Origin of the sequence: Oceanibaculum sp. (assembly GCF_022449305.1) — a bacterium.
Lineage (GTDB): Bacteria > Pseudomonadota > Alphaproteobacteria > Oceanibaculales > Oceanibaculaceae > Oceanibaculum > Oceanibaculum indicum.
Genome location: NZ_JAKUSO010000015.1, coordinates 27417 through 47554 on the forward strand (window position 1 = coordinate 27417; position 20138 = coordinate 47554).

A 20138-nucleotide genomic window follows, 5' to 3' on the forward strand; every position below is an offset into this window, starting at 1 on the left:
TGACCCGGCAATCCAGAGCCACAAACACGAACGCCTCAGGCAAAGCACCGCCCCTGGATCCTCGGGTCAAGCCCGAGGATGACGATGGAGAAAACTTCGGAGCATCGCCATCCCATGACAACCGCCTCTCCCGCCCCTGGTCCCATCGTCATCCTGGTGCGCCCGCAGCTGGGCGAGAATATCGGCATGGCCGCGCGCGCCATGCTGAATGGCGGGCTGACCGAGATGCGCCTCGTGCGCCCCCGCGACGGCTGGCCGAACGAGGCCGCCTGGGCCGCCGCCTCCGGCGCCGACCGGGTGCTCGACGAGGCGAAGCTCTATGCCACCGTCGCCGATGCCATCGCCGATCTGAACCATGTCTATGCCACCACGGCACGCAGCCGGGCGCAGGCCAAGCCCATCGTCACCGCCCGTCAGGCCGGCGCCGAGCTGCGCGACCTTATCGCGGATACCCGGCGCTGCGGCGTGTTGTTCGGGCCGGAGCGCGCGGGCCTGGAAAATGACGAGGTCGCCGCCGCCGACACCGTGCTGACGGTGCCGCTGAACCCCGACTTCACCTCGCTGAACCTGGCGCAGGCGGTCTTGCTGCTGGCCTATGAATGGTATCAGGCCGGCGACCAGACGCCGGGCCGCTATCTGGCCGGTGGCGCCGATGTGCCCGCACCGAAGGCGGAGTTCGAGAATTTCATGGACCGGCTGGTCGCCCATCTGGAGCGCGGCGGCTTCATGACCGAGCCGCAGCTGCGCCACACGGTGACGCGCAATCTGCGCAACCTGTTCCAGCGCGCCGCGCCGACAGAGCAGGAACTGCGCACGCTGCATGGCGCCGTGAAGGCGCTGACCAAGGCGGACCCGCTGGAGTAGGGGGTATCCAAGAAATACCCTCTCCCGCGAGGGGAGAGGGTAATATCTCCCCGGACATGCCCTTCGAGACGCCTGCTGCGCAGGCTCCTCAGGGCGAGGTCATGGTTGGATTACCGGCGGTAACCAAAGGTTCCTTATACGCGGACCGTGCTCCCTGGTGACCTCATGCTGAGGAGCGCCGGGACGGCGCGTCTCGAAGCATAGGGCGGCGCGATGAAACCCTGCCCCCTACCGTCCCGCACGCAGGGCCGCCGTGGCGGCCTCGTCCACCGCACCATCAGCGGCCAGCGCCACGGCGAAGCGGCGCTCCGCCTCGGCGGGGGTGTAATAGCCGCGCTGCACGTCATGGGCGACATCGGCGGGATCGCGCTGCATCGGGTCGCCATAGCCGCCACCGCCCGGCGTCGTCACCTCGACGCTGTCGCCTTCCGCGATGCGGATATCCTGATCCTTGCTGAGATGCGGCGGATCATAGACACGGCCATCGGCATAGCGGATGCGCACGGCGTTGCGCCCGCCTTCCTCGCCGCCGCGCGCGCCGTTCGGGCCGGTGCGGCCATGATCCATGACGAAGCTGGCCCGCGCCTGCCCGCGCGCGATGCGGACCTTGTAGTTCACGCCGAAGCCGCCGCGATGCGTCCCCGCCCCGCCGGAGCCCTCGGCCAGCGAATATTCCTCGAACAGGATGGGGTAACGCTGCTCCACCACCTCCAGCGGCGTGGTCTTGGAGATGCCGATGGTCGAGCAGCCGTTCGACAGCCCGTCGATCTCAAGCGATCCGCCATAGCCGCCGCCGGAAATCAGGTAGAGCACGTAATTCTTGCCGGTCGCCGGATCGTGGCCGCCGAGCGCGAAATTGCCGCTGGTGCCGGCCGGCGCGCCGAACAGCCGGTCGGGGATCGCCTGCGCGATGGCGTCGAACACCGCTTCCGCAATGCGCTGCGAGACCTCCGCCGCGCAGCCGGAGACGGGCCGCGGGTATTTCGCATAGAGGAAGGTGCCATCCGGGTCGGCGATGTGCAGCGGCGCGAAGGTGCCGGCATTGATCGGCACATCGGGGAAGATGTGCTTCATGGCCAGATAGATCGAGGATTTGGTGGTCGCCAGCACGCTGTTCATCGGCCCCTGGCAGGGCGGGGAGGAACCCGCCATGTCAAAATGCAGGTCGGTGCCTTCCTTGCGCACCTTCATGGCGATCTTCAGCGGCTCGTCCACGACCCCGTCGCTATCGACATAGGCCGTGCCTTCATAGGTGCCGTCCGGGATGGTGGCGATCTTGGCGCGCATCTGCTGCTCGGCGCGGGATTTCAGCTCGACGATGGCGGCGTCCACCGTGTCCGCCCCATAGCGGTCGAGCAGCGCGCTCAAGCGCCGGTCGCCCACCGCCAAGGCAGCGGCCTGCGCCTTCACATCGCCGATGCGCTGGTCAGCGATACGGATGTTGGAGAAGATGATGGAGAGGATTTCCTCGTCGATCTCGCCCTGCTTGAAGAGCTTCACCGGCGGCAGGCGCAGCCCCTCCTGCTCCACCTCGGTTGCCTTGGCGGAAAAGCCGCCCGGCACCATGCCGCCGAAATCCGGCCAGTGCCCGGTATTGGCCAGCCACGCCCAGAGCTGCCCTTTGTAGAAGAAGGGGCGCACGAACTTCACATCCATCAGATGCGTGCCGCCCAGATAGGGGTCGTTCACGATATAGACGTCGCCCGGCTGCGGGTTGCGGGCGCGCTGGATGACGGCCTGGGTGGAGAACTGCATGGTGCCGACGAAGACCGGCAGGCCGGTATCGCCCTGCGCGATCAGCTCCCCGGTCTCCCGCCGATAAATGCCGTCGGAACGGTCCAGCGTTTCCGAGATCACCGGCGAGAAGGCGGCGCGCTGGAAGGCCAGGTCCATTTCGTTGCAAACCTGCTGCAGCCCGGCCTGGATGACGGTCAGCGTGACCGGGTCGAGAGCGCCGGCATCGGTTGCTGCGGTCGGTGTCGCGATTTGCGTGCTCATGCCTGTTGCTCCTGTGCCCCTGCCATTTCCTCCGTTGTCATGCCCGGACTTGATCCGGGCATCCAGGGGCGGTGCTCAGCCTGTGAAGTCTCGGCCTGCTGCCCCTGGATTGCCGGGTCAAGCCCGGCAATGACAGATAAGAAAATCCTGTACTCGTCATCCACCCTACTCCAGCGCCGGTTTCAACTCGGCGTCGAACTGCGCCAGCGCGTCGCGGGCCAGCGCCGAATCACAGCCAGCCGCCGCCAGCGTGGCGCGCGCGTCGGAGATCAGCACCAACCGGGTGGCGGTGCCCATCGCGCCGCCGATCTCCGCATCGATGGCGGCACCGACCTTGTTCGCCACCGAGGGGCTCATCTCCAGCCCGCCGCACAGCTTCGCCGCCTCGAAGGACAGGTGCAGTTCTGTAAAGCGCGGCGCCAGCGGATGGTCCGCCGGGTCCGGCGGCGGCGAGATCAGCGTCGCCGCCAGCGCCCCGCAGGCCAGCAGGATGAAGGCGATCGCCGCCCAGCTGACCGGGCTTAAACTCCTCATGCCCCGGAGCCTGTGGGCGGAACCTTCACCAGCAGATTGCCGAGATCGTCCACCCTGACGGTGCAGCCCGGCTCGATGACGATGGTGGTGTCCAGCTGCTCGACGATGGCCGGGCCGGCAAATTCCCCGCCGAGCGGCAGGGCGGCGCGGCGATAGACCGGCGTGTCCTGCCAGCCGCCCGCCTCGAACCAGACGGAGCGCCGGTCCTCGATAGCGGCCTGAACGGTCGCTTCCTGCCGCTCCGGCTCCACCAGCGCGGTGAGCGAAACCGCCGGACGGCGGCCGATCACGGCGGTGTGCAGGTTCACCAGCACCGGGCGGATTTCCGGCAGCTCGACCTCGAACCGCTCCCAGTAGGCCTTCGCGAAGGCCTCGGCGAGATAGTCCCGGCTGACATCGGGGCCGGGCACCTGAATGGTCAGGATATGGGTCTGCCCCTGGAACTGCATGTCGGCATCGTGCAGCACGGTGATCTCCTCGACCTCCGTGCCCTCGCGGGCGATGATCTCGCGGCCCGCCGCCACCTGCTCCTCCAGGATCGCCTTCACCTGATCCATGTCGACCGCTTCCAGCGGCGTGTTCACCGTGTTCACATAATCATGGCGCAGATCGGCCACCACACAGCCCAGCGCGTTGGTGATGCCGGGCCGTGCCGGGATCAGCACGGTCGGGATCGCCAGCTCGCGCGCCAGCGCCACCGCGTGCAGCGGACCGGCGCCGCCGAAGGCGAACAGCGCGAAGTCACGCGGATCGTGGCCGCGCGCCAGCGAGACCATGCGGATGGCATTCGCCATCTTCATATTGCCGATGGCGAGGATGGCGGCCGCTGCCGCGTCGGTTTCGAGCCCCAGCGGCGCGCCGACATCGCGGGCAATCGCGTTCTTCACATCGTCAACGGAGACCGGTGAGTCGACCGCCAGCAGCCCCTTGGGGTTCAGCCGGCCCAGCGCCAGATTGGCGTCGGTGATGGTCGGGCGGGTGCCGCCGCGGCCATAGCAGATCGGCCCCGGATTGGCGCCGGCACTCTCCGGCCCGACCTGCAAGAGGCCGGCCTCGTCGATGCGGGCCAGCGAGCCGCCGCCGGCGCCGATGGTGTGGACATCGACCATCGGCACATGGATCGGGATGGCGTATTCCAGCTCCAGCTCGGCGCTGACTGCCGGCACGCCGTCGAGGATCAGCCCGACATCGGAGCTGGTGCCGCCCATATCGTAGGTGATGAGGTTGGGATGGCCGGAGGCGCGCGCCGTATAGGCCGCCGCCATGACGCCGGAGGCCGGGCCGGACATCACCGTGTTTACCGCCGCCTCCGCCACGATACGGGCCGAGACGGTGCCGCCATTGCCCTGCATGACCAGCAGGTCGCGGCCATAGCCCTGCGCCGCCAGCTCGTCGGTCAGCCGGCGGATATAGCGGTCCAGCACCGGCTGGATGGCAGCATTCACCGAGGCGGTGGTGCCGCGCTCATACTCGCGGAACTCGGACAGGATATCGCTGCCGACGGTGATGTAGGGATTCGGCCAGATCTCGCGCAATATTTCCGCCGCGCGGCGCTCATGCGCCGGGTTGGCGTAGGCGTGCAGGAAATGCACCACGACCGCCTCCACGCCGTGGTCGAGCAGCGTCTTGGCCGCCGCGCGCACGCCCGCCTCGTCCAGCGGTGTCAGCTCATTGCCCTGCGCATCGATCCTCTCCGCCACTTCGAGGCGATTCTCGCGGGCGATCAGCGGCTCGAAACTGCCGATCAACCCATAGGGCTTCGGGCGGGTGCGGCGGCCCAGCTCCAGCACGTCGCGGAAGCCCTTCGTGGTGATCAGGCCGCATTTGGCGATCTTGCGTTCCAGCAGCGCGTTGGTCGTCGTCGTCGTGCCATGCACGATGGAGGCAAGGCTGGCGAGGTCCGCCCCGCCTTTCTCCAGCGCCGCCATCACACCGAAGGCCTGATTGTGCACCGTGGTCGGCACCTTGGCGATGCGCAGCCCCTTCTCCGGGTCGATCAGGATCAGGTCGGTGAAGGTGCCGCCGACATCGATGCCGACGAGTGCGCCCTTGAGCGCAGCGGCGTCAGGCCTGGCGGGCACGGAATGAGGGGCGGAATCGGGCATGCGGTCTTCCTGTCCAGATCGCGCCGGAGACGAGAGCCGGCGGCGAAACGCTACATCCTTTCGCCAGCGAACGGCGAGACGAAAGTTTGTTCGTGTACATATGAAATCGTCAAGAGGGATTGCGATCTCACCTTCCGGGGCGATGGAAGGTTTTATACGATGACAATCATGCCCACCCGTAACGCACGTCGGTTTCGCGTAAAGCAAACCGAGGCAGAGACAGCCTTGTGGAAGCGGCTACGCAATGGCCAGCTGTGCGGGGTCAAGTTCCGGCGCCAGCATCCGGTCGGCCCCTATACGGTAGATTTCGTCGCCATCGCCGAAATGCTGATCATCGAACTGGATGGTGGTCAGCATGCGCTGCAACAGGCACGTGACGACCAGCGTACCGCCTATCTAAGCCAGCAGGGCTACAGGATCATCCGCTTCTGGAACAATGAGGTTCTGGAAAATCCGGATGGAGTAATGCTCCGTATCCGGGCGCTTCTTGAAGTTGGCAGAAACAAATAAAGAAGTCCCTCGCCACCCGCTGATGACGACCCATCGTCATCAGCTATCGTTGGCCAAAGGGGGGAGAGGGTTGCGCAGCCTTGGCGAGGCAAAGCCGAGGCTAGGCGAAGCTGGGTGAGGGGGACTTGCACGAACATCGCCGATCTCCCCTCACCCAGCTCCGGCTAAGGGCTACGCCCTAAGCCTTCGCATCCCTCTCCCCTTCCGGGGCGAGGGATGATTAAGAGAACTCCCCTGGCATCTCCCCTTCTGGGGCGAGGGAATTATTTGAAATATCTCTTCGCCCCTACAGCCGCCTTGCGAACCAGACGACGCGGCCGATGATGGTGACTTCCTCGGCCGGGCGCTCGTAGGAATCGTAGCGCGGATTGGCGGAGCGGATCGACAGGCGCTCGGTATTCGGCAGCCGCTCCAGTTGCTTGGCCAGCAGGCCCATGCCATCATGCAGCACGAAGATGCCGGGCGGCGAGGGCACAATGCGCGACAGATCGATCAGCACCTTGTCGCCGCTCATCAGCACCGGCTCCATCGAATCGCCGTCGATGGTGACGATGCGCAGATCGGCGGGCCGTGCCTTCAGCTCGTGGCGTAGCCAGGCCAGCGGGAAGTGCCAGCGCGCGCCATCCTCCTCCGCCTCGACCAGCGCGCCGGCCCCGGCGGCGGCGCGGACATTCACCTCCGGGATTGCCGCCACGCCCGGCAGCTCAAAGCGGGAAAGATCGAAGGCGGGCATCTGCGAAGTCTCCGCCTCCCCCTCCTCCGGGTCGCGCAGCGCGGATTCGGCAACCCCTAGATAGGCAGCCAGCGCGTGGCGCACCTCCTCCGGCAGGCGGCGCGGCGTGCCGCGCTGGATGAATTGCTGCAGATAGGCGTGGTTGCGGCCAATCGCCAGCGATGCCTTCTTCAGGTCGGTCGGCGGATCGCGCAGCGCGATCAGCTGGATAAGGGTTCGGCGCACCGGGTCGAGCTTCATGCCGGCCAGCATACCAGACGGATTTTTCCTATCAAGTAAGAAACCGCCTCTTGAATCGGATCGGCGACTCGGCTTAGCCTGACTCCAATAGTCGAACCGACAGACGCTTTACACCCGTAAAGAGAACAAATCATGAATATGAAAGCCTATACGATCCACCCGCCCGGTCAAGCGCACCGCGTCACCGTGGTCGTGCGGCGTTCCGGGGGGAGCGGCAAAGGCAAGGCCCTGCTCGCCCCCGCCACGCGCGACCGGCTGCTGGCCGAGGCCGCCGAGGGCGAGAGCGACGCCGATCTCGCCGCCGACTATGGCCTCACCGAAGCGCAGGTGCGCCGGCTGCGCCACAATCACCGGGTGAAGCTGCAGGCGCTGCGCCGGGACATCGCCGCCCGCGCCGAGCCGGAGGATGAAGCCACCGAGGTGCCGGAGCCGCTGAAGCTGGCCTTCCGCACGCTGGACGGGCGCACCGCCATCCTGCGCCGGGGCGCCTTCCTGCTCGATGGGCGGCCCGCCGACCTGCGCCGGATCGTTGCCGCCGCCAATCTGGTGCGTGCGGCAACCGGGGAAGCGCTGATCCGCTATCCCGGCGTCGCCCCGCTGATCGAGCGCGCCTGCCGGTAGGAGCCCCCCCATGACCAACACACCCTACACGCCCGATCTGGTGAAGGCCCGGCTGGTGGAGGCCGCCGACACGCTGCGCCGGCTGCCCTCGGCCCGGATCAGGGCGAAGCTCACCGCCTGGCCGGATGTGGTGCAATCCGCCGCCACCGCCTATGGCTACGAGGCGGCGCAAACCCGCCCCGCAGCACCCTCGCCCGAGGCGATCAGCCGGATGGATGAGACGCTGGGCTGGCTCTTCTGGGTCGAGAATGACGGGCGCCGGCTGCTCTGGGCGCGGGCGCTGGGCGTGCCCTGGCGCAAGCTGGAGGATCTCGACGGGCGCAGCCATGTGACGCTGAAAAAGCAGCATGACCGGCTGCTGGGCGAAATCGCGCAGCGGCTGGCGGGCTTGCCAGCGGCGATGCATTAACGTAATAACCCGATACTCCCTAAGGATAAATCGGCGGCGTTGCGCTGGCGGAATACCAGCCTCCTGTAAGGAAGCGCGTGTCCATGCTGGCCCTCGCGGGCTTAGATTGCCAATTATTGCGGCCTCGAATTGTCCCCAGGACAAAACGCAAGCAGCCAACGGACGAACCCTATGGTCATAGAGATCGACACCTACGCAGCTTCGGAAAAGACGGATGCGTCGGCCGCCACGGCGGCGGCCATCGATACATTCCTGGCTCGGCATGGCGACTCCTCAATGTTCCTGCGCTCCAACCTCGCGCGCTCCGGCCTGGTGAATGGCGACCAGCCCTTCCAGGGCGCCTATGCCGTGGCGCGGAACGAGGCCGGCGAGATTCGCGGCGTGGTGGCGCAGTACTGGAGCGGCCTTGTCGTGCTGCAGGTGCCCTCGACCGACCCCGAGCTGGATTCCGCCCGGCTGGCGCAGGCCGCCGTGGATGCTGGCGGCAGGCCGGTGCGCGGCTTCGCCGGGCCGCGTGCCCAGGTGCTGGCCGCCCGCGCGGCGCTGGGCATGGAGGAGCGCAAGACGCGCCTCGACAGCGCGGAGGAGCTCTATGCCGTCGATCTCGACGAGCTGCAGGTGCCGGACCCGCTGAAGCGCGGCGTCGTGACCTGCCGTCAGCCGCTGGAAAGCGAGCTGAATTTGCTGATCGAATGGCGCGTCGCCTATGCCATCGACCAGCTGGGTGCGGAGGATACGCCGGCGCTGCGCCGCCAGGCGAAGGAGGAAATCCAGCGCTACTGCGCCGATGGCCATAACTGGGTGCTGCTGCGCGAGGACAAGCCGGTCGCCTATGCTGCCTTCAATGCGGTGACCGACGACATGGTGCAGATCGGTGGCGTGTGGACCCCGCCGCTGCTGCGCTCCAACGGCTTTGCGCGCTATTGCGTGGCCGGCGCGCTGCAGGCCGCGCATGAGAAGGGCGTGCGCCGCGCCGTGCTGTTCACCGGCCGCTCCAACTGGCCGGCCCTGCGCGCCTATGTCTCGCTGGGCTTCAAGAAGGTCGGCGATTATTCGCTGGTCCTGTTCGCCGATTAGATATCCCGCCGCCGGTCCCGTAAGCTGGCGATTTTTTTTGCGCAAGCCCCGTTTTTTTCACGAAGTAAGTACGGACGGGTTTCCGGCCTTTCGAAAATCCGGCATAAATCGTAACACGCTGAGAGTTGAAGCGCCCGCCCGACTGGTTCATCCCACTGGGCGGGCGTTTTTGCGTTTGTTCTCTCGTTTGTCATTGCCGGGCTTGACCCGGCAATCCAGGGGCCACGGTCTGAGACGTTTCAGGCTAAGCACCGCCCCTGGACCCCCGGGTCAAGCCCAGGGGTGACATGTTCCTTATATTCATACCCGCGAGAGCCCCATGCCTGAACCGAGCCCGACCGCGCGGCGCCGGATGCGGCGCTTTCTCGATCATCTGGCCGATACCGGCAATGTGTCGGCGGCCTGCCGGCTGGCCCGGCTCGACCGCCGCACCGCCTATCAGTGGCGCGGCGCCGATGCCGATTTCCGCCGTCTCTGGCAGGAGGCGCTGGACGCCGCCGTCGATGCGCTTGAGGCTGAGGCCCGCCGCCGCGCCGTCGAGGGGGTGGAGCATCCGCATTTCCACCAGGGCCAGGTCGCCGGCACGGTGAAGCGCTATTCCGACGCGCTGCTGATGTTCCTGTTGCGCGCGCACCGGCCCGAACGCTTCCGTGAACGCACCACCGAAACCCCGACCGCCGCCGAGGGAGATTCCGACGATGCCGAGCAGGCCGCCCGCGCCGCGCTGGAACGCCGCCTCGATCGCCTCGCTGCCGGCCGAGACCCGGAAGGTGATCCTGACGGGGCTGAGCGGGGAGGAGGCGGTTCGCCTGCTGCATGACTGGCGCTTCTGGGCGCGCGCGGCGCAGCTGCCGCCCGCCGGGCGCTGGCGCATCTGGCTGATCCTCGCCGGGCGCGGTTTCGGCAAGACCCGCGCTGGGGCGGAATGGGTGCGCGCCCGCATCGAATCCGGCCGGGCAAAGCGCGTCGCTCTGGTCGGCGAGACGCTGGCCGATGCCAGGCAGGTGATGGTGGAGGGCGAAAGCGGGTTGCTGGCGATCTCCCCGCCCTGGAACCGGCCGCTCTGGCAGCCCTCGCTGCGCCGCCTCAGCTGGCCGAACGGGGCCATCGCCACCGCCTTCAGCGCCGACGATCCGGAACAGCTGCGCGGCCCGCAATTCGATGCCGCCTGGGCCGACGAGCTGGCGAAATGGCGGCACCCGGCGGCCTGGGACAATCTGATGTTCGCGCTGCGGCTGGGGGCCGATCCGCGCTGCGTCGCCACCACCACGCCGCGCCCGCGCCCCTGGCTGAAGCCGATCCTGGCCGACCCGGCGACCGTGGTGACGCGCGGCAGCACCCGCGACAACGAAGCCAACCTCGCCCCCGGCTTCCTGGCCGAAGTGCTGCGCCGCTATGACGGCACGCGGCTGGGACGGCAGGAAATCGATGGCGTGCTGCTGGAGGATGTGCCGGGCACGCTATGGCCGGCCTCCCTGCTGGAAGCGGCACAGGAGGACAAGGCGCCGGAGCTGGTGCGCATCGTCGTCGCGGTCGATCCATCCGGCGGCACCGGCAAGGGCGACAGCTCCGACGAGACCGGCATCCTCGTCGCCGGGCGCGATGCGGACGGCATCGCGCATGTGCTGGCCGACCGCTCCGGCCGGATGAGCCCCGCCGAGTGGGGCCGCGCCGCCATCGCGGCCTACCGCGAGTTCCGCGCCGACCGGCTGATCGCCGAGCGCAATTTCGGCGGCGCCATGGTCGGCCATGTCATATCGACCGTCGATCCCGGCGTGCCGGTCGCGCTGGTGACCGCCAGCCACGGCAAGCGAATCCGCGCCGAACCGGTGGCAGCCTTGTACGAGCAGGGCCGGGTGCGGCACCTGCCCGGCCTCTCGCTGCTGGAGACGCAGATGGCCGCCTTTTCCCGCGAGGGGTATCAGGGTGAAGGATCGCCCGACCGGCTCGACGCGCTGGTCTGGGCGCTGTCCGACCTGATGCTCCGCCCCGGCCTCGCCGGCTCCGCGGAACTGGAAGGGTTTTATTGAGGGGGATGCGCCATAGCGCCCCCACTCCTCCCTCGTCACCCTCGGGCTTGACCCGAGGGTCCAGAGAGGCGGTTCCGTTCGCTGGATGGTCGGATCAAGTCCGACCATGACGAGTTTTTGAGTCGCCCCCACCCGAAAGGACGTCCATGCCGATCACCGATCCGCATCCCGAGCATCTGGCCGCCTCGCCGATCTGGGCCCGGATGCGCGACTGCGCCGCCGGCGAGGACGCGGTGAAGGCCAGGCGGCTGGAATATCTGCCGCGCCCCGGCGGGCAGAGTGAGCGCGCCTACCGCGCCTATCTCGCCCGCGCCGTCTGGTATGGCGCGACCGAGCGCACGCTGAACGGGCTGGCCGGCGCCATCTTCCGGCATCCGCCGGTGGTCGAGGCGCCCGACGCGCTGGCACGGCAGCTCGACAGCATCGCCGCCGATGGCGGGCCGTTCGAGGGGCTGGCGCAATCGGTCACGCGCGAGGCACTGCTGACCGGCCGCGCCGGGCTGCTGGCCGACCGTCCTGCGGAGGCAGAGGGCGATCCCTATCTGGCGCTCTATCCGGCGGAATCGATCCTGAACTGGGAGAGTGCGCCGCTGGCCGGCCGCCAGCGCCTGACAAGGCTGGTGCTGCGCGAGGATATAGAGTGCTGCCGCGAGCTGCTGCTGGACGCCACCGGCCAGTACCGGGTGCGGCTGTGGCGGCGCAAATCGCGGCAGGCGGGCGCCTACGAGATCGCGCAAGAACACCGCCCGACCCGCGCCGGCCAGCCGCTCGATGCCATCCCCTTTACCTTTGTGGGCGCGCGCAGCCTGTCGCCCGCTGTCGAGAAGCCGCCACTGGCCGACCTCGCCGGCATGAACCTCGCGCATTACCGCAATTCCGCCGATTACGAGCAGTCGCTGTTCCTGACCGGCCAGCCCACCCCCTGGATCGCCGGCCGGCTGGAGGCGCGCGAGCGGCCGACATCCATCGGCAGCGGCACGATCTGGCACCTGCCGGAGGGCTGCAGCGTCGGCATGCTGGAATTCACCGGCGCCGGGCTGGAGGCGCTGCGCCAGGCGATGCTGGACAAGGAGGCGCGCATGGTGCAGCTCGGCGCCCGGCTGCTGGAAGCGCCGAAACGCGCCGCCGAGACGGCGGAGGCGGTCAGGCTGCGCGGCGAGGCGGAGGCGTCCTCCCTGTCGATCCTGGCCGAAACGGTCGGGCGCGGCCTGACCCAGGCGCTGCGCCGCCTCGCCTGGTGGCAGGGGCTGGAGCCGGAGTCAGTGACGGTGCGGCTGAACCGCGATTTCATCGAGGCCCGCCTGACCGCACCCGACATCCTGGCGCTGGTCGAGAGCTGGCAGAAGGGCGCGATCAGCCGCCGCACGCTCTACGACAATCTGCGCGACGGCGAGGTACTGCCGCCCGGCCGCGACTTCGCCGAAGAGGAATCGCTGATCGCCGCCGAAACCGCATAGACGCAACCCTTAAAAGCATTTTCTAATGTCCATACCACTGCTACCATATTCGCAATAACGAATATGCGGTGGGGGATAAAATGAGAATTGGTGCAGTGCTGCTTGCGGCCTTTCTGCTGACCGGCTGCCAGAGCATGATGGAACGGGCGGGCCTCGCCATCTCCGGCCCGGGTGTCGAGATCGATAATGAGACGCTGACAGGCTTCATCGACCGGCAGGACAAGGCCATCGAGCTGCTGGGTGCCCTCGCCTATGGCAAGGACAACAACGTTACGGCGAAGCTGAAGGCCGGCACTGCCAGCGAACAGGAATGGACGCGGACAGTCTATGCTGGCATCCATTTCGCCGATGTGCGGTGCGAGCACTACATGGAGGCGCTGTTCAAATACAACCGCACCATCCGCACCACCAGTACCCAGCTTTCCATCCTGGGCGGTGCCACCGCCGCCACGCTGGCCGCCGTGGAGGCCGCCGCGAAGGAGGTGGCGCTGACTGCCGTCGCCTTCGGCCTCGCCGTTGCCTCGCTGGATAATGTCGGCGGCAGCGTCCTGTACCAGATCGACCCCAGCACGGTGCGCAATCTGGTGGAGGAACAGCAGAAGACGTTCATGGATGACCTCAAGACAAAAGAAGACCGTATTGATAACCGCGTCGATGCGCTGCGCACGGTGCAGGCCTATGTCTCGCTCTGCCTGCCGGCAGTGATCGAGAATAACGTCGCCAATGCGATCAAGGCCGGTACCCACGCGAGTACGCGCGGCACCGACCGCTGGGGCGATATGCTGCGAACCATCGAATTGGTGGACAAGGACCTCGCCGAGCGCCTGCGCGCCGCGCTGACTCCGCCGGCTGCGACGCCACCCGCGCCGCCGTCTCCACCGGGAGATACGCAAGGCACGGAGGACACCCCAGCACCGAATCCGATACCGGGTGCTGCACCAGCGCCGGCCCCCACGCCGGGAACTGCGCCAACATCGGAGGTTTCGCCAGCATCAGGTGTTTCCCCCACACCGGCGCCGGCACAAGTACCGCTGCCCAGATCGGGCGGGCCTGCCACCCGCCAGGATGTCGTACCCAATATCTGGATCAATCCTACACGCTGACCTGTTCCTGTTCGTCTGCCCCCTCGCCCGCCGGTTCTCCGGCGGGCTTTTTCTTGCCCGCTTTCAGGAGAACCGCATGACCGAAACCGACGACACCGAGGCGCTGCAGACCGCACTCGCCGAGACCCGTGCCGCGCTCGTGGAGGCGGAAAGCCGCATCGTCACGCTGGCGCTGGAGGCTGCCTTCCGCGCCGCAGCACACGCTGCCGGGCTGAAGCCGGATGCCGTGGCGGAAGCGCTGGCGCTGGCCGCCGCCAGCCACGCCGTCGATGGCGAGGGAAGGCCGGTCGATCTGGCCAGCGGGGAGGCTGCCGATCTGGCCGCCTGGCTGGATGGCCAGCGCGCCGACCATTCCGGCTGGTGGCCCGATTCCTCCGGCGGCGGAGCGGCCGGCGTGGTCGCCACATCGCTGTCCGGCGGCATCACGCTCACCCGCGACCAGGCGCGCGACCCGGCGCGCTACCGCGCCGCCCGCGAGGCCGCCTCCCGCACCGGCCTGCCGCTGGCGATATTGGGGTAGAAACAGAGGCAGGGCACCGCCCCTGGACCCCCGGGTCAAGCCCGGGGGTGACAAGAGAAGTGATTACGAGGCGGTGATGTCAATCAGATCACGCCAACCGGGATTGTCCGTCTCGATCAGCGTCAGTTTCCAGGCACGCGGCCAGTGCTTCAGATTCTTCTCGCGCTGCAGGGCGATACGGACATCCTCGTGCGCCTCGGCATAGACCAGCCGCTTCACGCCATACTGTTTGGTGAAGCCCGGCACCAGTTCCTCGCGATGCTCGTAAATCCGTCGTGGAAGATTGCCCGTCACGCCGACATAGAGCGTGCCGTTGCGCCCGCTGGCAAGAATATAGACGTAATAGGCCATCGTCCCGCCAGCATCATCCGAACTTCTTTGTTTGTCATGCCCGGGCTTGACCCGGGCATCCAGGGGCGGCGCCTGGCCTGAAGCCTCACCGCCCTATCGCAATCACACAGTTAGCCATGGCGCCGCCCAGAGCCGCGCCACGATTCCGCATGCCCGAAACGCCCAAACCACACCGCCTTCAACAGGAGATGAAAGCCCATGGCCAACACGCTTGGCGCCTACAACGCCACCTTCTTCGCGCAGGAAGCGCTGATCCAGCTGGAAAAGGCGCTGGGTCTCGCCAGCCGCGTCTATCGCGGCTATGAGGCGGAGCGCGCCAGTTACGGAATCGGCGACACGGTGAACGTGCCGGTGCCGTCCAGCTTCGCCGCGCAGGACCATGCGCCGGGCAGCGGCAGCAGCGCGCAGGATATCGACGCCGGCACGGTGCCGATCCGCCTCGACCGCCACAAGGAGGTGAAGTTCGCCGTCTCCGACCGCGACCTCGCCTATGCCTCGGAGCGCATCATCGACGATCATCTGCGCCCGGCCGCCTATGCGCTGGCCGACGCCATCGACCAGGATCTGTGCGGCCTGTACCGCTTCGTGCCCTGGGCGGTGGACGTGACCGGCAGCGCCGGGGCCGGCTGGGTCACCTCCCCGCGCCGCCGCCTGCGCGAGCTGCTGGTACCGGTCGATGACGGCAACCTGCATTTGATGGTCGATCCCGCCATCGAGCAGGATTTCCTCGGCCTCGACATCTTCCACGCGGCGCTGGTCACAGGCGGCACGGCGAACCAGGATGCGCTGCTGCGCGGCAGCCTGGGCACCCGTTTCGGCGCGGAGATCTTCGTGAACCAGAATGTCCGCCCGCATGCGTCCGGCACGCTGATCTCCGCCGGCAGCGACACCGATGGCGTGCTGGACGGTGCGGTGGCGCAGGGGGCGACCAGCCTCGCCGTTGACGGCTTCGCCAGCGGCGCCACGGTGACGGCGGGCGACAGCTTCGTCATCGAGGGCCATCCGCAGCGCTATGTGGTGACGGCGGATGCCACGCTGGCCGACGGCGCCGGCACGCTTGCCATCCATCCCGCCGCCGTGACGGACTATGCCAATGGCGCGGTCGTCAGCTTCGAGGATGGCACCGGCAGCGCCGCCGGCAGCTTCAGCGCGAACCTGATGTTCCACCGCAATTTCGCGGCCCTGGTGCTGGCCCCGCTGCCGGCCACCGGCGACGGGCGCGGCGCGCAGATCGAGAGCGTCACCGACCCGGTGACCGGCCTCAGCCTGCGCGCCCGCATGTGGTATGACGGCGACACCGCGACCAACTATGTCGCCCTCGACGTGCTGTACGGCCTCACCGTGCTGGACGGCAACCTCGCGGTGCGGCTGCGCCGGCCGCTGGCCTAAATCATGAGCCTCATCGTGGAGCTGGGCGGCGGGGACAATCCCGCCGCCAACGCCTATGTCGATCTCGGTTTCGCCGACGCGCATCACGCGCTGCGCGACCGGCCGGCCTGGGCCGCAGCGAGCGAGGCCGCGCGCATCGCCGCCCTCCTCGTTGCAACCGAGCATCTGGACACCGGCTTCCGCTGGAAGGGCCAGCGCAGGCACCCCGCCCAGCCGCTGGCCTGGCCGCGCCGCGACGCCCGCGACGAGGAGGGCGCGTTGCACAATCTTGTGCCCGATGTGGTGCGCCGCGCCTGTGCCGAGCTGGCGCTGCGCGCGCTGGACGGGCCGCTCACCCCCGATATCGCGCCCGGCGGACAGCCGCTGCGCGAGAAGGCGGGGGAAGTGGAGATCGCCTATGCTCCCGGCACCTCTCCGCTTCCCCGCCACCCCGCCATCGAGCGCATGCTGGCCGGCCTCGTGCGCCCGCCAGCGCCGCTGGAGCGTGCCTAGGAGGATCATCCCATGGGCTTCTATGACCGGATGGCGCAAAGCGCGCTACGGCTGATCGCGGAGAAGGGGGCCAGCCTCACCTACCGCCGGCTGGTGCAGGGCTTCGATCCGCTGACCGGCGCGACCGTGACCGCCAGCACCGATTACGCCGTCACCGGCGTGGTGCAGGAAGCCAGCCCCGGCCCGCTGGACAACAGCCTCATCCGGCGCGGCGACCGGATCGTGCTGGTTGCCGCAAGCGCCCTGCCGGTGGTGCCGGAGGCGGGCTCCGTCCTGCTGCTGGAGGGTTGCGAATGGTCCATCGTGCATGTCGGGGCGATCAAGCCCGGCGACACCGCCATCGCCTGGCGGCTGCAGGTGCGGCGATGAGCCTGGAAGCGATCCGCCGCACCGTCGAGGCCCATGCCGCCGCGCACTGGGCAGAGACTCCGCTGGCCTGGGACAACCTCACCTACGACGCCGCCGCGCGCGGCCCCTGGCTGCGCATCTCGGTCAGCGGCTCGACCGGCCGGCAGATGACACTGGGCGCGCCGGAGGGCCGTATCTTCCGGCGGCGCGGGCAGGTGCTGCTGCAGCTCTTCGTGCCGGCGAACAGCGGCCCGTCCGAGGCCGCCGGCCTCGCCGACCGCGCAGCGGCATTGTTCGAGGGACGCAGTTTGGAGAGCACGATCGGCCCCGTGACCTTCGCCGCCGCCGCCATCACCGAGACCGGCGCCGACGGCCATGGCTGGCGCCTCACCCTCATCACCGTGCCGTTCCAGGCGGATGAACGGGTGTGAGAAACCAGCGGCTTTCTCTCCTTCTCACCCCTCACCCGGTTCGCTGACGCTCACCACCCTCTCCCGCAAGGGGAGAGGGTTACAACGCCGCCTCTTTCCTTCCCTCTCCCCTGGAGGGAGAGGGTTGCGGAGCCTTGTGAGCGAAAGCGAGCTAGGCGGCGCTGGGTGAGGGGGAACGGCACCGACAGCGCCCCTTGATGACCTCATGCTGAGGAGCCCGCGCCAAACCCCTTGGAAGCGGGCGTCTCGAAGCATAGGGCAGCGTGAAGAACCCCTACCCCTTAACCGCCCGCTTCAGCGCGGCGCGGGCGAGCAGGCGGGTGGAATCGAGCGTCGGCAGCGGCGAATTGCCGTCATGCATGATGAGCGGGATTTCGGTGCAGCCGAGGATGACGGCGTCGCAGCCTTCCTCCTCCTTCAGCCGGCCAGTGATGCGCTGGAAGGTGGCCACGCCCGCCTCGTTGAAGCGGCCATAGACCAGATCGTCCATGATCACGCGCATGATTTCGTCGCGCTCCGCCACGCTCGGCTTCACGCAGTCGAGGCCGCGTTTGCCCAGGGCGTCGGGATAGACGGCGCTGTCGGTCAGCCAGCGCGTACCGGTGAGAGCCAGCTTCTTGTAGCCGCGCGCGGCGGCCTCCTCGGCCACCGTCTCGGCGATGTGCAGCCAGGGCAGCGGCGAGCGGGGGGCCACCAGATCGAAGGCCTGATGGATCGTATTGTCCGGGGTCAGCAGGAAATCCGCGCCGATCCGCGCCAGCTTCTCCGCCGAGGCGAGCATCAGGTCAGCCACGCCCTGCATATTGCCGCGTTCCAGATGCACGACATAGTCGGAAAGCGGCGGCATGTGCATGCTGACCTCCGGGTGGGCGTGCGGGCCGATCAGTGCCGCGCCCTCGGCGCAGATGGTGCGGTAGCACAGGGCCGCCCCCTCCGCCGAGCAGCCGACGATTCCGATATGCAGGGTCATAAGGCGATATCCCGTTTCTCCGGTTCCGAAGGGCGAGCCTAACCGCCTGACGCGCATCGGGAAAGGTGCGGCAACCTCTCAATTGAAACCCGACCGGGCCGCCTTCGCGCGGCCCTTTTCTTATCCCTGAAGGAGGGCCAGCGATGGCGGATTCCAACCGCGTTTCCCTGCGCAGCGTGCGCGAAAGCGTATGGGGCGAAACCCCGGCAAGCCCGGCGATGACCGCGCTGCGCATCACCGGCGAGAGCCTGAAATACCAGGTCCGCACCGCGCGCTCGAACGAGATCCGTCCCGACCGCATGGTCGCCGACATCCCGCAGGTCGGCGCCTCGGTCAGCGGCGATATCGGCATGGAACTGAGCTATGGCGCCGCCGACGATTTCCTGCTGGCCGCGCTGTTCGCCGATGACTGGCAGGCGGTCGCGATTTCCGCCGACGATATCGCCGCCGATGCCGGCGGTGGGCGTTTCACTTCCAGCCTGACCGACTTCGTCGCCGAAGGCATTACGCCCGGTCAGTGGGTGCGCGTGACGGGCTTCGCCACTGCCGGCAATAACGGCTTCTTCCGCGTGATTGCGGTAGAGACCGATGAGATCGCGGTCAGCCCGGCCCCTGCCGCCGACGAATCCGCCGGGGCGACCATCGCCATCGACGCCGCCACCATCCGCAACGGCGTGACGCCGCACAGCTTCACGCTGGAACGTGGCCTCACCGATGTCGGCGAATATTTCGCCTATCGCGGCTGCCTGCTGACCGGCGCCCGGCTGACCATCCAGGCCGGGCAGATCGCCACCGCCAGCTTCGGCGTGATCGGCCGCGACGCCGCCGTCGCCGGGGCCAGCATCGCCGCCAGCGTGACCGAATCGCTAGCGTCATCCGTGCTGAACGCGACCCGCAATGTCGCCTCGATCCGCGAGGGTGGGGCGGAGCTGGCGGGGCCGAATTTCGCGCGCTCACTCTCGCTGAACCTCGCCAACAATCTGCGCGAGCAGATGGCGGTCGGCAGCTTCGGCGCGGCCGGCATCGGCCTTGGCCAGTTCCAGGCGACCGGCCAGATCGAGACCTATTTCGGCAGCCGCGCGCTCTACCAGAAATTCCTCGATGGCAGCGATTCGGCGCTGTCCGTGCGGGTGACCGACAGTGCCGGCAATGCGCTGATCCTCGATCTGCCGCGGCTGCGCTTCACCGATGCCGATGTCATGGCGTCCGGCCCGAACGAGGATGTGATGGCACGCCTGTCCTTCGAGGCGATCCGCCACTCCTCGGAAGGTTTCGCCGCCGCCTTCCACCGGTTTGCGGCCGGGTGAGGCAGGGAAGTCCCCCTCTTTTGTCATGCCCGGGCTTGACCCGGGCATCCAGGGCCACAAACCGAAACGCCGCAGGCTAGGCACCGCCCCTGGCCCCCCGGGTCAAGCCCGGGGGTGACAAAGAAGAAAGCAGTAACATCACTCCCAAAGGAACCTCCATGCAGTCGATCTACGATCTGTTTGCCACCAACCCGAAGGCCGAGACCGAGGAGGGGCTGGTGCTGGATTATGGCGCGTTCGGGCGCATCACCATCCGCCGCGCCGGCGGCGCCAACAAGGCGTTCGCCCGCGCGCTGGAGGCGAAGCTGCGTCCCTACCGCCGGCAGATGCAGGCCGGCACGCTGGACGAGGCGGTGGCGGAAAGGCTGCTGGCCGAGGTCTATGCCGAAACCGTGTTGCTGGGCTGGGACGGCATCCGGGACCGCGACGGGCAGGACATCGCCTTCACCCCCGGCGCCGCCGCGCAGCTGCTGACCGACCTGCCGGAGCTGTTCCGCGACATTCAGGAACAGGCGCAGAAGGCGGCCAATTTCCGCGCCGCCGAACTGGCGGAGACGGCAAAAAACTGACCGCCGCGCTGCGCTGGCGGCTGGACTGGGGCAGCCGGGCGGACTGGCTGGCCGAAGCCGCCGCCGAGCGTAGCGCGGAT

Annotated in this window: 22 protein-coding genes; 16 read left to right on the plus strand and 6 right to left on the minus strand. The window is 68.0% G+C overall.

The window, feature by feature from the left end; all coding sequences use genetic code 11:
* The first annotated feature begins 114 nt into the window (after positions 1 to 114).
* A complete protein-coding gene (locus MK313_RS06960; RefSeq protein ID WP_287780607.1) occupies positions 115 to 864 on the plus strand; it encodes an RNA methyltransferase in 750 nt (249 codons plus the stop codon).
* A 228-nt stretch (positions 865 to 1092) separates the two neighbouring features.
* Here MK313_RS06960 and MK313_RS06965 read toward each other — a convergent pair whose 3' ends face one another.
* The 3 genes from MK313_RS06965 to MK313_RS06975 all read right to left on the minus strand — a co-directional run bounded on the left by MK313_RS06965 (position 1093) and on the right by MK313_RS06975 (position 5501).
* Entirely contained in the window at positions 1093 to 2862 is a 1770-nt protein-coding gene (locus tag MK313_RS06965; RefSeq protein ID WP_287780608.1) for a hydantoinase B/oxoprolinase family protein, read from the minus strand.
* Positions 2863 to 3027: 165 nt separating this feature from the next.
* Positions 3028 to 3396, minus strand: a complete 369-nt coding sequence (locus tag MK313_RS06970) for a hypothetical protein (RefSeq protein ID WP_287780609.1) — start codon at positions 3394 to 3396, stop codon at positions 3028 to 3030.
* Complete coding sequence (locus MK313_RS06975) at positions 3393 to 5501, minus strand: hydantoinase/oxoprolinase family protein (protein ID WP_287780610.1); 2109 nt, start codon at positions 5499 to 5501, stop codon at positions 3393 to 3395. The genes MK313_RS06970 and MK313_RS06975 overlap by 4 nt, the downstream gene beginning before the upstream one ends.
* Before the next feature lie 159 nt (positions 5502 to 5660).
* Here MK313_RS06975 and MK313_RS06980 point away from each other — a divergent pair, with 159 nt between their 5' ends.
* Complete coding sequence (locus tag MK313_RS06980; protein WP_192813244.1) at positions 5661 to 6011, plus strand: endonuclease domain-containing protein; 351 nt, start codon at positions 5661 to 5663, stop codon at positions 6009 to 6011.
* Between the two features lie 286 nt (positions 6012 to 6297).
* On the opposite strand, the gene MK313_RS06985 is transcribed toward MK313_RS06980, so the two are convergent.
* Complete coding sequence (locus MK313_RS06985) at positions 6298 to 6996, minus strand: helix-turn-helix transcriptional regulator (RefSeq protein WP_008944989.1); 699 nt, start codon at positions 6994 to 6996, stop codon at positions 6298 to 6300.
* A 120-nt stretch (positions 6997 to 7116) separates the two neighbouring features.
* On the opposite strand from MK313_RS06985, the gene MK313_RS06990 reads away from it, so the two are divergent.
* The 8 genes from MK313_RS06990 to MK313_RS07025 all read left to right on the plus strand — a co-directional run bounded on the left by MK313_RS06990 (position 7117) and on the right by MK313_RS07025 (position 14201).
* Entirely contained in the window at positions 7117 to 7605 is a 489-nt protein-coding gene (locus MK313_RS06990) for a hypothetical protein (RefSeq protein WP_008944990.1), read from the plus strand.
* 10 nt (positions 7606 to 7615) lie between these two features.
* Positions 7616 to 8014, plus strand: coding sequence for a DUF6362 family protein (locus MK313_RS06995; RefSeq protein WP_287780611.1), 399 nt, complete (start codon positions 7616 to 7618; stop codon positions 8012 to 8014).
* A gap of 171 nt (positions 8015 to 8185) precedes the next feature.
* Positions 8186 to 9091 (plus strand): GNAT family N-acetyltransferase, encoded by a 906-nt coding sequence (locus MK313_RS07000; protein WP_287780612.1) that lies wholly within the window; start codon positions 8186 to 8188, stop codon positions 9089 to 9091.
* A gap of 319 nt (positions 9092 to 9410) precedes the next feature.
* Positions 9411 to 9911, plus strand: a complete 501-nt coding sequence (locus tag MK313_RS07005) for a hypothetical protein (protein ID WP_287780613.1) — start codon at positions 9411 to 9413, stop codon at positions 9909 to 9911.
* A complete protein-coding gene (locus MK313_RS07010; protein ID WP_287780634.1) occupies positions 9841 to 11121 on the plus strand; it encodes a DNA-packaging protein in 1281 nt (426 codons plus the stop codon). Before MK313_RS07005 ends, MK313_RS07010 begins: the two co-directional genes overlap by 71 nt.
* A gap of 146 nt (positions 11122 to 11267) precedes the next feature.
* Positions 11268 to 12578: a DUF4055 domain-containing protein gene (locus MK313_RS07015; RefSeq protein WP_287780614.1), complete on the plus strand. Its 1311-nt coding sequence runs from the start codon at positions 11268 to 11270 to the stop codon at positions 12576 to 12578.
* A gap of 80 nt (positions 12579 to 12658) precedes the next feature.
* Positions 12659 to 13681 carry a hypothetical protein gene (locus tag MK313_RS07020; RefSeq protein WP_287780615.1) on the plus strand — a complete coding sequence of 341 codons (1023 nt, stop codon included), beginning with the start codon at positions 12659 to 12661 and terminating at the stop codon, positions 13679 to 13681.
* A 76-nt stretch (positions 13682 to 13757) separates the two neighbouring features.
* Complete coding sequence (locus MK313_RS07025; RefSeq protein ID WP_287780616.1) at positions 13758 to 14201, plus strand: hypothetical protein; 444 nt, start codon at positions 13758 to 13760, stop codon at positions 14199 to 14201.
* A 63-nt stretch (positions 14202 to 14264) separates the two neighbouring features.
* On the opposite strand, the gene MK313_RS07030 is transcribed toward MK313_RS07025, so the two are convergent.
* Positions 14265 to 14552 (minus strand): GIY-YIG nuclease family protein, encoded by a 288-nt coding sequence (locus MK313_RS07030; protein ID WP_287780617.1) that lies wholly within the window; start codon positions 14550 to 14552, stop codon positions 14265 to 14267.
* Positions 14553 to 14750: 198 nt separating this feature from the next.
* Between MK313_RS07030 and MK313_RS07035 the strand changes: the two genes are divergently transcribed.
* From MK313_RS07035 to MK313_RS07050, 4 genes are read left to right on the plus strand one after another with little or no spacing between them, the layout of a single operon-like run.
* Complete coding sequence (locus tag MK313_RS07035; RefSeq protein ID WP_287780618.1) at positions 14751 to 15941, plus strand: P22 phage major capsid protein family protein; 1191 nt, start codon at positions 14751 to 14753, stop codon at positions 15939 to 15941.
* Positions 15942 to 15944: 3 nt separating this feature from the next.
* Positions 15945 to 16433, plus strand: coding sequence for a DnaT-like ssDNA-binding protein (locus tag MK313_RS07040; RefSeq protein WP_287780619.1), 489 nt, complete (start codon positions 15945 to 15947; stop codon positions 16431 to 16433).
* Positions 16434 to 16445: 12 nt separating this feature from the next.
* On the plus strand, positions 16446 to 16802 hold the full coding sequence (locus tag MK313_RS07045) for a hypothetical protein (protein WP_287780620.1): 357 nt from the start codon (positions 16446 to 16448) through the stop codon (positions 16800 to 16802).
* Complete coding sequence (locus MK313_RS07050; RefSeq protein ID WP_287780621.1) at positions 16799 to 17212, plus strand: phage tail terminator-like protein; 414 nt, start codon at positions 16799 to 16801, stop codon at positions 17210 to 17212. The genes MK313_RS07045 and MK313_RS07050 overlap by 4 nt, the downstream gene beginning before the upstream one ends.
* A 274-nt stretch (positions 17213 to 17486) precedes the next feature.
* On the opposite strand, the gene MK313_RS07055 is transcribed toward MK313_RS07050, so the two are convergent.
* Positions 17487 to 18182 carry an aspartate/glutamate racemase family protein gene (locus MK313_RS07055; RefSeq protein ID WP_287780622.1) on the minus strand — a complete coding sequence of 232 codons (696 nt, stop codon included), beginning with the start codon at positions 18180 to 18182 and terminating at the stop codon, positions 17487 to 17489.
* Positions 18183 to 18325: 143 nt separating this feature from the next.
* Between MK313_RS07055 and MK313_RS07060 the strand changes: the two genes are divergently transcribed.
* Together MK313_RS07060 and MK313_RS07065 are read left to right on the plus strand one after the other, a co-directional pair.
* Entirely contained in the window at positions 18326 to 19489 is a 1164-nt protein-coding gene (locus tag MK313_RS07060; protein ID WP_287780623.1) for a phage tail tube protein, read from the plus strand.
* A gap of 158 nt (positions 19490 to 19647) precedes the next feature.
* Positions 19648 to 20058, plus strand: a complete 411-nt coding sequence (locus MK313_RS07065) for a hypothetical protein (protein ID WP_287780624.1) — start codon at positions 19648 to 19650, stop codon at positions 20056 to 20058.
* Positions 20059 to 20138 lie beyond the last annotated feature (80 nt).

What these genes read in the sequence shown, in the direction of transcription:
- MK313_RS07000 (WP_287780612.1), top strand. Translation starts at nt 8,186, where the DNA reads ATGGTCATAGAGATCGACACCTACGCAGCTTCGGAAAAGACGGATGCG.
- MK313_RS07020 (WP_287780615.1), top strand. Translation starts at nt 12,659, where the DNA reads ATGAGAATTGGTGCAGTGCTGCTTGCGGCCTTTCTGCTGACCGGCTGC.
- MK313_RS07055 (WP_287780622.1), bottom strand. Translation starts at nt 18,182, where the DNA reads ATGACCCTGCATATCGGAATCGTCGGCTGCTCGGCGGAGGGGGCGGCC.
- MK313_RS06975 (WP_287780610.1), bottom strand. Translation starts at nt 5,501, where the DNA reads ATGCCCGATTCCGCCCCTCATTCCGTGCCCGCCAGGCCTGACGCCGCT.
- MK313_RS06990 (WP_008944990.1), top strand. Translation starts at nt 7,117, where the DNA reads ATGAATATGAAAGCCTATACGATCCACCCGCCCGGTCAAGCGCACCGC.
- MK313_RS07045 (WP_287780620.1), top strand. Translation starts at nt 16,446, where the DNA reads ATGGGCTTCTATGACCGGATGGCGCAAAGCGCGCTACGGCTGATCGCG.
- MK313_RS06995 (WP_287780611.1), top strand. Translation starts at nt 7,616, where the DNA reads ATGACCAACACACCCTACACGCCCGATCTGGTGAAGGCCCGGCTGGTG.
- MK313_RS06965 (WP_287780608.1), bottom strand. Translation starts at nt 2,862, where the DNA reads ATGAGCACGCAAATCGCGACACCGACCGCAGCAACCGATGCCGGCGCT.
- MK313_RS07005 (WP_287780613.1), top strand. Translation starts at nt 9,411, where the DNA reads ATGCCTGAACCGAGCCCGACCGCGCGGCGCCGGATGCGGCGCTTTCTC.
- MK313_RS07030 (WP_287780617.1), bottom strand. Translation starts at nt 14,552, where the DNA reads ATGGCCTATTACGTCTATATTCTTGCCAGCGGGCGCAACGGCACGCTC.
- MK313_RS07065 (WP_287780624.1), top strand. Translation starts at nt 19,648, where the DNA reads ATGCAGTCGATCTACGATCTGTTTGCCACCAACCCGAAGGCCGAGACC.
- MK313_RS06970 (WP_287780609.1), bottom strand. Translation starts at nt 3,396, where the DNA reads ATGAGGAGTTTAAGCCCGGTCAGCTGGGCGGCGATCGCCTTCATCCTG.
- MK313_RS07015 (WP_287780614.1), top strand. Translation starts at nt 11,268, where the DNA reads ATGCCGATCACCGATCCGCATCCCGAGCATCTGGCCGCCTCGCCGATC.
- MK313_RS07050 (WP_287780621.1), top strand. Translation starts at nt 16,799, where the DNA reads ATGAGCCTGGAAGCGATCCGCCGCACCGTCGAGGCCCATGCCGCCGCG.
- MK313_RS07025 (WP_287780616.1), top strand. Translation starts at nt 13,758, where the DNA reads ATGACCGAAACCGACGACACCGAGGCGCTGCAGACCGCACTCGCCGAG.
- MK313_RS07060 (WP_287780623.1), top strand. Translation starts at nt 18,326, where the DNA reads ATGGCGGATTCCAACCGCGTTTCCCTGCGCAGCGTGCGCGAAAGCGTA.
- MK313_RS07035 (WP_287780618.1), top strand. Translation starts at nt 14,751, where the DNA reads ATGGCCAACACGCTTGGCGCCTACAACGCCACCTTCTTCGCGCAGGAA.
- MK313_RS06960 (WP_287780607.1), top strand. Translation starts at nt 115, where the DNA reads ATGACAACCGCCTCTCCCGCCCCTGGTCCCATCGTCATCCTGGTGCGC.
- MK313_RS06985 (WP_008944989.1), bottom strand. Translation starts at nt 6,996, where the DNA reads ATGCTGGCCGGCATGAAGCTCGACCCGGTGCGCCGAACCCTTATCCAG.
- MK313_RS06980 (WP_192813244.1), top strand. Translation starts at nt 5,661, where the DNA reads ATGACAATCATGCCCACCCGTAACGCACGTCGGTTTCGCGTAAAGCAA.
- MK313_RS07040 (WP_287780619.1), top strand. Translation starts at nt 15,945, where the DNA reads ATGAGCCTCATCGTGGAGCTGGGCGGCGGGGACAATCCCGCCGCCAAC.